This is a genomic window from Rheinheimera sp. WS51, from assembly GCF_050936095.1.
Lineage (GTDB): Bacteria > Pseudomonadota > Gammaproteobacteria > Enterobacterales > Alteromonadaceae > Alishewanella.
The window spans coordinates 45460-58930 of the sequence record NZ_JBOTRC010000003.1 but is presented as its reverse complement, the minus strand read 5'-3'; the positions used below and the strand labels follow the sequence as shown (position 1 = coordinate 58930).

Sequence of the window (13471 nt, the reverse complement as noted above, 5' to 3'; positions counted from 1 at the left end):
TATCAGCTTACAGCGATTTAAGAGTGCCTTTTGGCAGAACAGCGCTAATAGCAGATTTTTGTACTGTAACTTCAGTGCTATCGTTAATGGCAATCACAACATAGTCTTTATCATCAGCAATTTTGCTAATACGGCCTACAATGCCACCTTGAGTTAATACTTCATCGCCTTTGCCTAATGCCGACATTAGGTTACGGTGCTCTTTTACTCTTTTCGCTTGTGGGCGGTAAATTAAAAAGTAAAAAATTAAGCCAAATGCAACCAACATAATAATAAGATCCCAACCACCACCTTGTGGTGTGGCTTGGCCTGCTACATCTGCATATGCTTTATTCATAAATAAACTCATGGTTTCTGTCCCCTTAATTATAATTAATTTTGTTCTGTAGCCGTTGGCGTTGCTTCTAGTGCTGGTACCGGTAAGCCCCGCTTTGCATAAAACTGTTCAACAAACTGCTCCAAGTTACCAGCAGCGATAGCGTCGCGCAATCCTTGCATTAATACCTGATAATGACGCAAGTTATGTATCGTATTTAATCGAGCACCTAAAATTTCATTACAGCGGTCTAGATGATGTAGATATGACCGAGAATAATTTTTACAAGTGTAACAATCACATTCTGGGTCTAAAGGCGTAATATCGTCTTTGTGTTTTGCATTACGAATTTTCACCACACCGGTGCTAATAAATAAATGACCATTACGGGCATTACGGGTTGGCATAACACAGTCAAACATATCAATACCACGACGCACAGCTTCTACTATATCTTCAGGCTTACCTACGCCCATTAAATAACGTGGCTTCTGAGCCGGCATCTGGTCTGTGGTATGGTTTAAAATATTGATCATATCATCTTTAGGTTCACCTACTGATAAACCTCCAATGGCATAACCATCAAAACCAATTTCTTCAAGGCCTTGTAGCGATACATCACGTAAATTTGGATACATGCCGCCTTGAATAATACCAAATAAAGCCGACGGATTATCACCATGCGCCTCTTTGCTACGCTTTGCCCAGCGTAATGAAAGTTCCATCGACTTTTTAGCTTGCTGCTCGGTGGCAGGATAAGGCGTACATTCGTCAAAAATCATGACAATATCTGAGCCTAAAGCGCGCTGCACTTCCATCGAGCGCTCTGGGGTTAACATAATACGCTCACCATTTAGTGGTGAACGAAACTTAACGCCTTCTTCTGTAATTTTACGTAGTTCACCTAAACTAAAGACTTGAAAGCCACCTGAGTCGGTTAAAATCGGTTTCTGCCAATGCATAAAATCATGTAAATCACTGTGCTTGCTGATGATTTCTGTGCCGGGGCGTAGCATTAAATGAAAGGTATTACCTAAACAAATTTCAGCACCAGTTGCTTCTAACTCTTCTGGCGTCATGCCTTTTACCGTGCCATAAGTGCCTACAGGCATAAAAGCAGGCGTTTCTACAACACCACGCTCAAAGATCATCCGGCCACGACGGGCTTTACCGTCTGTTGTATCTAATTCAAATTTCATTATTATCCTCGTAAGCCAGAGAAACAGTCTGGCTCTATTTTGCTGCGATTATAACAGCATATGTGATAAAACTAAGCAATAAACAGCTGCTATTAGCTTATCGAATAAGCATGGCATCGCCATAAGAGTAAAAACGGTACTGCTCGGCAATAGCCGTCTCATATGCCTGCATTACATAGTCTCGCTGACTAAATGCAGAAACCAACATAATTAAGGTTGATTCCGGCAAATGAAAGTTAGTAATCAAGGCATCAACGACTTTAAATTCATAACCAGGGTAAATAAATATTTGCGTATCGCCTTTATAGGCAATTAAGTCGCCATTACCTTGTTGTGCCGCAGACTCCAATGAACGTACCGAAGTCGTGCCTACTGCCACTACTTTTCCACCACGCGCCTTACAAGCAGCAATAGCAGCAACGGTAGTTTCTGGTATATCAATATATTCAGCATGCATTTTGTGCTCTAACACATTAGCAACCCGAACTGGCTGAAAGGTGCCGGCACCAACATGTAAGGTTACATACGCAAACTCAACCCCTTTAGCGTTCAATTGCTGCAATAAAGGCGCATCAAAATGCAAGCCTGCGGTAGGCGCGGCTACCGCGCCGGGTTTTTCACTATAAACCGTTTGATAACGCGCTTTGTCTTCATCGGTATCTGGCCGGTCAATATAAGGCGGTAAAGGCATATGGCCTAAACGCTCTAGCATTTCTAAAACAGGTTCATCCGTGCTAACGGCTAACTCAAACAACTCATCATGGCGTTGCACCATTTCAACCTGTGCAGATTGCTCTAAAATTAGTATGGCCCCAGGTTTCGGTGCCTTACTGGCGCGAATGTGAGCCAAAAACCGCTTTTCATCTAATACGCGTTCAACTAATACCTCAACCTTGCCACCAGTCGACTTTTGGCCAAATAAACGCGCAGGGATCACCTTAGTATTATTAAAAACCAATAAATCACCGGGGTTAATAAAATCGATAAGTTGCTTAAAAATATGATGACTTAAGGCGCCATTAGCTTTATCCATCACCAATAAACGGCTAGATGAACGTTCAGCTTTAGGGTGACGAGCAATAAGCTGCTCAGGTAGCTGAAAAGAAAAATCACTTACTTGCATAACTTAGATCCTAGTTGGCTTTACCGACCATACTACCGGCCTAACGACTCGGCACGAAAAAACAGCGAGGATATTACCAGAAACTTGCGATTATTGGCATTTTTGCTGTAATACAGTGCCAATTAACTCTGCCATCAAATGATAACTGTCTACTTTACTTGAAGTAGGACGCCACACGACACCAATTTCTCGATAAGCATTTTCTGCTGCAGGTGTTTTAATAATTAATTCTGTGCCTGTTAATAAACCGCTATTAATGGCCATTTGCGGCATAAAGGTCACACCTAATTTATTATTTACCATCTGAGTTAAGGTGTGCAGGCTAGTAGCAAAGAAGGGGTTCACTTTACGGCTATCGGCCAGCTCACAAGCCGTAACAGCATGGCCCGTTAAACAATGCTCACGCTCTAATAAAAAAATACTTTCATCTGGCCATTGGCTAACATCCTGGTTATAACCTCGTTTTTCCCAATCTTTATGTAGCACCAGCTTAAAAGGATCTTTGGCTAAAGTCTGACTATGAAAGCCTTGAGTTTCATAAGGTAGCGCCAGCAGCACCATATCTAAACGACCATCAGCTAAGGCTTGTAAAGAGTTATCTGAGGTATCTTCTCGCAATAATAACTTTAACTCAGGATATTGCTGTCGACAGGCCTGCATCACTTCACTTAACACAAAAGGCGCGATAGTAGGAATACAGCCTAACCGAAACGGCCCTGCCATCGGTTTTCCCTGATAACGAGCAAAATCAGCTAACGACTCACACTGGCCTATAATCTGTCGCGCTTGGCGTACAACTTCTTCACCAACAGCGGTAAAGATAAAGGTTTTATGATCACGCTCTAATAGCTGGGCATCAAGACTTTGCTCTAAATTAGCCACAGCGGCACTCAACGTAGACTGACCAATATAACAAGCTTCAGCCGCACGGCCAAAATGCTGATGTTCATGCAAAGCTAATAAATATTGTAATTGCTTTAAACTAGGTAAATGTTTCATAACAGTTTCTAAGTCATCAATTAAATAGCATAAATAAAATGCAAAACCGCCATCGGCTGGTATCAGCAACCGACAGCGGTATTAGTAGCCTACAACCTAGTGTAGCTTAACCAAAAATGCCCTTTAAGATATAAAAGAACACTATGGCCAAACCTGCACCAACCGGTAAGGTGATAATCCAAGAAATAAAGATATTACGAACCACCCCTAAATTAAGTGCTGCAATGCCGCGAGCTAAGCCAACACCCAATACGGCACCCACTAGAGTTTGAGTAGTAGAAATAGGTAAACCGGTACCCGAGGCAATAACCACTGTTGAAGCTGCAGATAATTCAGCAGCAAAACCACGGCTAGGGGTTAAGTGTGTAATAGCCGTACCTACTGTTTTTATTACCCGCGCACCTAAGGTTGCTAAACCAATTACAATCCCGACTGCACCTAAGGGTAAAATCCACCAAGCTAAGGCAGCTTTACTATTAATTTCGCCGCCAGACGTTACAACGCTAACTACTGCAGCTAGTGGACCTATTGCATTAGCAACATCGTTAGAGCCATGAGCAAAAGCCATACAACAAGCTGTTGTGATCATTAACACGCCAAAAATGCGCTCTACGTTATTAAACTGCATTCTTTTATCAGCAGCAGGGTCAAATTTCAAACGAGAAATAACCACTTTACCAATAATACCAACCACAACCGCAATAGCGATGGCAAGGTAATAACCATTAGCTGTGCCTAAACCTAAACCAACATGCTTTAAGCCTTTTTGGATAGTCACTAACGACATCATAAAGGCGGCAAAAGCCATATAGAAAGGCACATACTTTTTAGCATTTTCCAGCGGATTATCGGTATTAAAAATAAGTCTCTGTGCACTCATAAAGAATAAGTAAGCCAGCACACCAGCCAGCATAGGCGTTACCACCCAGCTACCGACAATACCGCCAACTTTATCCCAGTGCACAGCTTCCATACCTACGCCTACCGCTGCAAAGCCGATAATGGCACCAACAATAGAGTGAGTAGTAGACACCGGCCAACCGAAATAAGAAGCCACTATTAACCAAGTCGCCGCAGCTAATAAAGCCGCTATCATGCCGTACGCCATTAACTCTGGCGCATCAACGAAGAAAGATGGGTCGGTAATACCGCCTCGTATTGTTGAGGTAACAGAACCACCAGCTAAGTAAGCGCCAGCAAATTCAAATATTGCAGCAATAAATATTGCTTGTTTAATGCTAAGTGCTTTAGAGCCCACAGAGGTTCCCATTGCATTAGCTACATCATTAGCACCAACGCCATATGCCATTAGAAAGCCAAATATCACAGCAATGGCAATTAAAATTACACCGTACGATTGTAAAATATCCATTAGAAAAACCTTTTTTAACGACCTAGCATTATTTCGAGCCGTGAACCCACTCGCAGCGCGATATCGGCTAAATCGCCAACCCACTCTAACGTACGGTATAAAAACATGACATCTATAGGGTTTAGCTCCCCTTCTAGTAAGCGTAACGCCCTGCGTAGCTTGATTTGCATCTCATCGGTATCTTTTTCTATCCGATCTAAGCGTTCAATCATTTTCACTACTAAATCAACTGCTCTGCCTCGAAAGCCCGTTTCAAGCAATTCTTCAAACTCATTAATCACGTCACTTGCTAACTGTGTTGCATCAATACAGCGTTGCACATACAGTTTAAAGTCTGCTTGTAGCTCTGCGGGTATTAATAATTCACGGCCCAAAATACGACCGGAAATGTCTTTGGTTTTATTAGCAATTTTATCCTGCTGTGAGACTAGCTCTAAAATATCAGCACGATCAACAGGCAGGAATAAACCTCGAGGTAAGTTAACTCGAATTTCCCGTTTTAAAATGTCGGCTTCCTTTTCCAACAAAACGATTTTCTTCCGAACCTCAGCAGCTACTTCCCAGTTTTTCTGGTACACAGCTTCAAAAAAAGGTAATAATTGTTCACTCGTTTCATGCACCTTGCGAATATGTTCCTCTATCGGCTTAATAGGTGATTTAGCAAACACGGATAAAAAAGTACTAGCTGGCATAGCCTGGCCTCGTATATTTGTTTGACGGTAGTCGGTGCGCATTGTAACGATAATCTCAGCGCATGAAAAATGAAAAATGAATACAAAATGAAAAACAGCCCTTAAAAGGCCGTAAAATCTTGCATTTTATAGTTAATTTAACTGATGTTACTCTCTAGCATCTTGTTCTAGCTGTTCATCAGTGCTATGGCGAACCACTTTACCTTTAACGAAAAATATTACATATTCAGCTAGGTTTTTGCAGCGATCGCCTATCCTTTCTAAAGATCTGGCAGACCAAAGCACATTCATCACTAAGGGTATTGTTGTTGGCTGTTGTGTCATATAAGTCATCAATTGCTGAGTTATCGTTTTATACTCCTTATCAATATGCTTATCTTCTTTATGTACGCGTAATGCCATTGCTACATCCATGCGGGCAAAAGCATCTAACACATCGTGCAGCATCTGTCCTACATGCCTACCCATACTGTCTAAGTTAATTAACAACTCCTGCTGGGTACTATCAAATGGCTCAAGGGCTGCTCGAGCAACGCGACGAATTTCATCGCCTATGCGCTCTAAATCGGCTATCGCTTTTATTATTGCCATAATTAAGCGTAAATCACTCGCGGCAGGCTGACGACGAACGATGATTTCGGTACAGGTTTTATCTATGGTTAATTCCCAATTATTAACCGCAAGATCTTTTGCAATTACCTGCTCTGCAAGTTCAGTGTTCGCGGTTAAAATAGCTTGCAAGGCATGGCTTAACTGCTGCTCTAATAAGCCCCCCATCGCCATGACTTGATTACGAACTTGGTCAATTTCTTCATTAAATGAGCTTGAAATATGTTTGCTTAAATTAAGCTTATCCACTAAGTGCTCCGATTAAAAATACTCGCTTATATTTACTCAGTTTGAATTTTATCTCAAACTGATAAAACACCGCCTAAGTATAGGCAAAAACAACCTGACACAGCCAGTAATGCGCTACGATAAATGACATATTACGCAGGTTTTATTACATTAATTAGCCATGCCATGTTAATTTTCCCATTATATTTTCCAAATTAAAAACATAGAGCTACACTAATATTGTATTAAAATGTAAAACATTAGCTTGGCAACGACGACTTGTCGTTAGCATTACTTCCACATCAGGTCTTAATAGGAATACATAATGAAGCAGTTAGTACTTACGCTAATAGGACAAGACAAACCTGGTTTAGTCGATCATCTTGCCACTGTGGTTAATGATAACAATGGTAATTGGACCGCAAGTAATTTAAGTCATTTAGGCGGTTATTTTGCAGGCATACTACAACTTGAAGTTGCAGAGCAAGATTTACCTAAATTAACCCAGGCGTTGGAGCAAATTTCAGATCTGGATATTAAAATTCAACACGGCATTGCCCACACTCTTAATGAGCAACAACATTTACGCTTTGTGATCACAGGAAACGATCGCCCCGGAATTGTTCGTGAGCTTTCATCTGTCATTAAGCATAAAGGCACTAATATTATTCACTTTGAAAGTAGCAAGCAAAGTGCACCAAATTGGGGAGTTCCTTTATTTACCGCTATTGCTACCGTTGAGCTTCCTAACGGCGTTAGCCGCGATGAAGTAGTTAAAGCCTTAGAAGCTATTGCTTCAGATATTGTCGTTGATGTTGAAATAGATAATTAATTCTACTATTAATCCAGCAGCGGCTTCCTGTCGCTGCTTCTAGTAAGCAATACCTTTTATGCGAATACCCGCAGCGTTCGGAGTAGTAAAGCATGCAACAACAAGATCCAATACAACATGCTGCGTTTCCAAGTTACCCAAGAGAATTAAGTTGGCTTGACTTTAATGGCCGTGTTTTACAAGAAGCTGCAGATGAACGTAACCCTGCCATAGAGCGACTACGCTTCTTAGGTATTTACTCTAATAATATGGACGAGTTTTTCCGCGTTAGAGTCGCAGACGTTAAACGGCGGATTTTACTCAAGAAGTACCAATCTAGTGAACAAGAAGATGCAGAAGCTTTATTACAGCAAATTCAGCAGCAAGTACTGCATCTAGGTCAACGCTTTAATGCTATTTATTTCGATATTCAATTAGAATTGCGTAAACATAATATTGAGCTTATTGATCACTTTAAATTGACCGAGCGTCAAAGCGATTGGGTTAAGCATTACTTTCGCCAAGATGTGCTAAAGCATATTTCACCGATGATTTTATCTGGCGACGAAGTGAAGCTTACTAAAGCCTTAGAAGATAACACCACCTATTTAATGGTGGAAATGACCGGTAATAGCAAGCCTGAATATGCCATTGTTCAAGTTCCCACCAATGAGCTATCACGCTTTATTGAATTGCCACTTGATTTAAATACCCGGAAAAAAAATGGTCATTATCGGCGGCAAATTTTGTTGCTGGATGACGTTATTGTGCATTGTATCGCTGATTTATTTACTGGTTTTTTTCAATTTGAACAAATTCAAGCGTACTCATTAAAATTAACCCGAGATGCCGAGTACAATATTAGCGATAACCTTGACCAAAGCTTAATAGATAAAATGTCTAAAGGTATTCGCCAGCGCTTACAATCTGAGCCGGTACGCTTAGTCTATGATGCCGCTATGCCAGAGCAAATGTTAAAAGTGCTTAATAAACTGCTTGGCACTAGCTCTAATGATTCTTTAGTTTCAGGTGGCCGCTATCGTAATTTTAAAGATTTTATTAACTTTCCTAATTTTGGTCATTCGAGTTTAGAGTTCCCACGTTTTAGCCCTTTAGCTAGCGCAGAGTTTGAGCGCCATGCGACCAGTTTTGATGCTATTAACTATAGCGATATTTTGCTGCACTACCCCTATCACAGCTTCGGTTATTTTACCGAGTGGGTTCGCCAAGCCTCTTTTGATCCTAAGGTTAGCCATATCAAGATCACTATGTATCGTGTTGCTAAACACTCACGTGTAATTCACTCTTTACTTGATGCAGTACGCAATGGCAAAAAAGTCAGCGTAGTAATGGAACTTAAAGCCCGCTTTGACGAAGAAAATAATATTAGCTGGGCTCGAAAAATGACCGAAGGCGGCATTCAAGTTGTTTTTGGTTTAACTAGCTTAAAAGTCCATGCCAAACTGTGCTTAATAACACGACAAGAAAAAGGCAAAGCCATACAGTATGGCCACATTGGTACTGGTAATTTCAATGAAAAAACCGCACTCATTTATACCGACTTTAGTTTATTTACCTGTCATCCAGAGATAACGACTGAGTTAGAGCAGGTTTTTGAATTTATAGAGCATAGTTATCGACCTTATATCTTTAAGCATTTAATAGTGTCACCCACATGGGCCAGACCTAAATTATTGCAATTAATTCAGCGTGAAATAGACTTTGCCCTGGCAGGCAAAAAGGCGGAGATTTTTCTAAAAGTAAATAACCTTGCTGATGAAGAAATTGTGAATTTACTTTATCGCGCTAGCCAAGCCGGCGTAAAAATTCGCTTAATTGTCCGTGGCATGTGCTCACTTATTGCTGGGCTTGCTGATGAAAGTAGCAATATCAAAGTGATTAGTATCTTAGATCGCTTTTTAGAGCACGCCCGAGTTTATGTATTTCATAACGGCGGAGAAACTGATGTTTATTTATCTTCTGCAGATTGGATGACCCGCAATATTGACCAGCGAGTAGAAGTGGGTGTCCCTATTGTCAACCCTCGACTAAAGCAACAAATTCTCGATATTCTCGATATTCAGTGGCGAGATAATGTAAAGGCACGTATTATTGCAGCTGGCCATGATAATGCTTACGTCAAGCGCGGTAATAAACGCAAGATCCGCTCACAGCAGCAGATCTATAATTATTTAGCTCGCCAAGCGCGGCAGCAATTAGACACTGAAACAGAATGAATTTAATTCGCTCACAGCTCGAGCAAGCTGAGCAGCAACCATATATTGCGGCAGTTGATTTAGGCTCAAACTCTTTTCACTTAGTGGTAGCACGTATTATCGATGGCGACATACAGTTACTGCACCGCGAGAAGCAAAGAGTCCATTTAGCGCAAGGCTTAAATGCTGACTTTATTCTTAGTGAAGAAGCCATTGAACGCGGTTTAAAAGCCTTAGCTCAATTTGCCGATACGCTTACTTCTTTTACTTGCGACTCAGTACGCGTTATTGCCACTTTTACTCTTCGCCGTGCTAAAAATTCAGCAACTTTTATTCGACGAGCAAAAACCGTCTTCCCCTTTCCTATTGAAGTTGTATCTGGCCAAGAAGAAGCTAGGATCATCTACCAAGGTGTTGCTCACTTTGAGCATTTTACCGATAACAGATTAGTCATTGATATTGGTGGGGGGAGCACAGAATTTGTTATTGGCCGCGGCCAACAGCCCCTAAGCTTAAGTAGCCGAAATATTGGCTGTGTCAGTTATGGTAATGATTACTTTAGCCAAGGCCGCATTAGCGAAAAAAGATTTAACAGAGCCATCTTACATGCCGAGCAAGAATTAGAGCATATAGCTAATCAGTTTAAAAATATTGGCTGGCAGCGGGCTTTAGGCACTTCTGGCACAGTGAAAGCAGTTAGAGATATTTTAGTCGCGCTGGGTTTTAGCCATGAAAATATTGAACTTAGCCATTTAGAAACCCTAAAAGCTTACTTATTACAATTTACCAACTGTAATGAGCTGACGATACCGGGGTTAACTGACGATCGTAAATTACTTATTTGCTCTGGCTTAGCCATTTTAATTGCAGCCTTTAAACAACTGCAAATCGAACGCCTTTCCTATATAGATGCAGCTTTGCGCGAAGGTATTTTATATGAAATGTGCGACCGACTTCAGCATCTTGATATACGCCAACACAGTATAACTAGCCTACAACGGCGTTATGATGTTGATATTGCCCAAGCAAACCGGGTTAGCCAGACTGCATTACTTTTATTTAATCAGGTCAGCAGCGCTTGGCAGTTACATCAAGAGCACGCAAATACCTTAGTTTGGGCTGCAAATGTATATGAAGTTGGCTTACAAATTAACTCTTCTAGTGTGCAAAAACATTCAGCTTATATCTTACAAAACGCCAACTTACCTGGCTTTAACCAAGAGCAGCAGCAATTACTTGCCACCTTAGTTAGATTTCATCGTCGAAAAATTCGTGCAGAAGAAATTCCTAACTTCAGCTTATATCAGCTACCACAAGTGGTTAATTTAATTGTGTTATTACGTTTAGCTATATTACTCAACCAAAAACGTCGCGATGATTTTCTACCCGACATAAGCCTAAGCGCCAGTGAGCAACAGTTAGAATTACTTATTGCTCCTAACTGGTTACAACAGCAAAGTTTATTGGCTGCTTATTTACACAGTGAACAAAAGCAATTACGCAAAGTGGCCTTTAACTTAGCGTGCCCAGCTTTGCCTATCCCCCAGCAAGAGCCTAGTTAAAGCCTATTTAGGCCTAAGGGCCTAGACTTATCTAGGCCTGCTTTTTCATTAAATATATTGATAAACCAATAAATAAACTACTTGGCAGTATAGCTCCAACAACGGGCGGTAGCTGATAAACTAAAGCAATAGGGCCAAATAACTCGTTGGTCATATAAAACGCAAAACCAGTTAAAATACCCATAATAACTCTCGCGCCCATTGTTACACTGCGTAAAGGGCCAAAGATAAAAGAGAGCGCCATTAATAACATCGCAATTATGGTTAAAGGCTGTAACATTTTACGCCAAAAAGCTAATTGGTAACGACTGGCATCTTGGCCATTTTGCTGCAAGTAATCAACATAATCATCTAAACCAGCAAGTGACAACATTTCAGGTTTTATCGTTACTACACCTAGTTTCTCGGGCGTTAATGACGAACGCCAGCGTAAAGTTTCAGGTAAATCTAAATCTATCTTCTGCTCAGTAAATTGTTGCCGCCTCACCCGCTGTAATAACCAGGCTCCTTGTTCAAAAGCAGCTGACTCAGCGCTAACAATTGATATTAACTTTAGGTCTTGGTCAAACTGATAAATAACGATATTATTTAAATTACCAAAGTCATCAACCTGCTTAATATTAACAAACTGATCACCATCTTTAGCCCAAACGCCTTGTTGAGCAGCAAATAAGTTACCATCAGAAATAGCTTTAGTTCTTAACTCCCGGGCAGCCCTATCACTAACCGGCGATCCCCATTCAGCGACAGCCATCACAATTAACATTAAAACCACGGCAGTTTTCATTACTGAGGCTACTACATTAAATCGTGACATGCCGGCCGCTTGCATTACAACCAATTCGCTATTTGACGCCAACATGCCTAAGCCTATTAAACCGCCTATTAAAGCAGCCATAGGAAAAAACATCACCAAATCACCAGGCACACTATATAACGTATAAAGTGCCGCATGCACCATATCGTAATAACCACGACCAACCGAACGCATTTGGTCTATAAACTTAAACATAGCCGATATAGCAAGCAACACACTTAACGTTAGCATAGAGGTGCTTAAAATCGTGCGGCCGATATAAACATCAAGGATCTTTATCATCTTAATTACGCCCCCCCAGCCAAGCTTGGAATCGTTGCGCGCTTGATCTTGTGCGTACAATTAACACTATGCCTACAATTAACACTATGCCATGCAACCACCACATGCCCAAAATGCTAGGTAAGGTGCCATCTTCTAGTGCAGAGCGCGCAATAATTAACAAAGCGTAATAAGCTAAATAAAGTAACAATGCTGGTAATAAACGACCAAATTTACCTTGACGTGGATTAACTCGGCTCAGTGGCACTGCAATTAAAGTCAGTAAAGGAATAGATAAAGGGATCGCAATACGCCAATGCCATTCAGCCATGGCTTCATTACTGTCTACTTTCATTAACTCGGTTGTTGGTAAACTACTGAGCTTGCGTCGTCGTTGCTCAGCCTCTTGCTCACGAATTTGGATTTGATAGCGACCAAACTCAGTAATTTCAAAGGCTGCTGTTTTTCCCTCGCCAGCATAACGACGCCCTTGCGATAATTCTAATTGTTGCGCACCAGAGGCATCTTCTGTCACCTTACCTAATTGAGCATAAACAATAGCGTGAGCCGGATGACTGCCTTGGCTAATATGGCTGTTGTTTTGTGCCACAAAAACCTTACTTAATTCACCGCTACGATTAATATCATGGACAAAAATAACCGCTTTCTCATTAGAAGTATGCTGAAAACGTCCAGGCATAAGAGAAAACAAACCTGCGCTAGCATCAGCTTTTTCTAATAGTTGATACTCTTGCTCTGTAGCCCAAGGACTAATGTATAACGTTACCGCACCTGCTAACACAGCCAGCAAGACAGATAAAACTAATGTTACCCGCGCCACATACCACTCACTAACACCAGTAGCATGTAATACGGTCATTTCGCTGTCGGCATAAATGCGGCCATAAGCGACTAAAACACCAACAAAAGCACTTAAAGGCAAAATAATCACCGCCAGTTGCGGTAATTTCAACGCGACTATGCTCATCACTAATTGACCTGGCAACTCACCTTCTGAGGCATCAGCTAATATTTTTACAAACCGCTGACTAAGAATTATGGTCATCAAAATAACAAATACGGTTAGCTGAGATTTTAAAACTTCACCTAACAAATAACGGAAAATGATCAAAGCGCCCCCTAAAACCAACCTTTTTACTGGAAGCTTGGCGATTTTTCAGTAAACTGAATGTTTATAACAATTATTATCGACTAAACGGCACAGAAAACCGAGCTTTTTTATATATTCACGGTAGAATTTGCTTA

Annotated in this window: 12 protein-coding genes; 3 read left to right on the top strand and 9 right to left on the bottom strand. The window is 41.1% G+C overall.

Annotated features, from left to right (window positions below):
• Positions 1-7 precede the first annotated feature (7 nt).
• The 7 genes from yajC to phoU all read right to left on the bottom strand — a co-directional run bounded on the left by yajC (position 8) and on the right by phoU (position 6559).
• Positions 8-337, bottom strand: coding sequence for a preprotein translocase subunit YajC (yajC, locus tag ACRCA4_RS05695; protein ID WP_433185409.1), 330 nt, complete (start codon positions 335-337; stop codon positions 8-10).
• A 35-nt stretch (positions 338-372) separates the two neighbouring features.
• Positions 373-1515, bottom strand: coding sequence for a tRNA guanosine(34) transglycosylase Tgt (gene tgt / locus ACRCA4_RS05690; protein ID WP_433185407.1), 1143 nt, complete (start codon positions 1513-1515; stop codon positions 373-375).
• Between the two features lie 97 nt (positions 1516-1612).
• On the bottom strand, positions 1613-2638 hold the full coding sequence (gene queA / locus ACRCA4_RS05685) for a tRNA preQ1(34) S-adenosylmethionine ribosyltransferase-isomerase QueA (protein ID WP_433185404.1): 1026 nt from the start codon (positions 2636-2638) through the stop codon (positions 1613-1615).
• Between the two features lie 90 nt (positions 2639-2728).
• Positions 2729-3637: a hydrogen peroxide-inducible genes activator gene (locus ACRCA4_RS05680; protein ID WP_433185401.1), complete on the bottom strand. Its 909-nt coding sequence runs from the start codon at positions 3635-3637 to the stop codon at positions 2729-2731.
• Positions 3638-3743: 106 nt separating this feature from the next.
• On the bottom strand, positions 3744-5009 hold the full coding sequence (locus ACRCA4_RS05675) for an inorganic phosphate transporter (protein WP_433185399.1): 1266 nt from the start codon (positions 5007-5009) through the stop codon (positions 3744-3746).
• Positions 5010-5023: 14 nt separating this feature from the next.
• Entirely contained in the window at positions 5024-5701 is a 678-nt protein-coding gene (locus ACRCA4_RS05670) for a TIGR00153 family protein (RefSeq protein ID WP_433185396.1), read from the bottom strand.
• Positions 5702-5848: 147 nt separating this feature from the next.
• Positions 5849-6559 carry a phosphate signaling complex protein PhoU gene (phoU, locus tag ACRCA4_RS05665; RefSeq protein WP_433185394.1) on the bottom strand — a complete coding sequence of 237 codons (711 nt, stop codon included), beginning with the start codon at positions 6557-6559 and terminating at the stop codon, positions 5849-5851.
• Positions 6560-6863: 304 nt separating this feature from the next.
• Here phoU and ACRCA4_RS05660 point away from each other — a divergent pair, with 304 nt between their 5' ends.
• From ACRCA4_RS05660 to ACRCA4_RS05650, 3 genes are all read left to right on the top strand, one after another.
• Complete coding sequence (locus ACRCA4_RS05660; RefSeq protein WP_433185391.1) at positions 6864-7370, top strand: glycine cleavage system protein R; 507 nt, start codon at positions 6864-6866, stop codon at positions 7368-7370.
• Between the two features lie 92 nt (positions 7371-7462).
• Positions 7463-9586 (top strand): polyphosphate kinase 1, encoded by a 2124-nt coding sequence (gene ppk1 / locus ACRCA4_RS05655; RefSeq protein WP_433185389.1) that lies wholly within the window; start codon positions 7463-7465, stop codon positions 9584-9586.
• On the top strand, positions 9583-11127 hold the full coding sequence (locus tag ACRCA4_RS05650) for an exopolyphosphatase (RefSeq protein ID WP_433185387.1): 1545 nt from the start codon (positions 9583-9585) through the stop codon (positions 11125-11127). Before ppk1 ends, ACRCA4_RS05650 begins: the two co-directional genes overlap by 4 nt.
• Positions 11128-11158: 31 nt before the next feature.
• Here the strand turns inward: ACRCA4_RS05650 and lptG are convergent, their stop codons facing one another.
• On the bottom strand, positions 11159-12226 hold the full coding sequence (lptG, locus tag ACRCA4_RS05645) for an LPS export ABC transporter permease LptG (protein ID WP_433185384.1): 1068 nt from the start codon (positions 12224-12226) through the stop codon (positions 11159-11161).
• 1 nt (position 12227) lies between these two features.
• Positions 12228-13337 carry an LPS export ABC transporter permease LptF gene (gene lptF, locus ACRCA4_RS05640; protein WP_433185382.1) on the bottom strand — a complete coding sequence of 370 codons (1110 nt, stop codon included), beginning with the start codon at positions 13335-13337 and terminating at the stop codon, positions 12228-12230.
• Positions 13338-13471 lie beyond the last annotated feature (134 nt).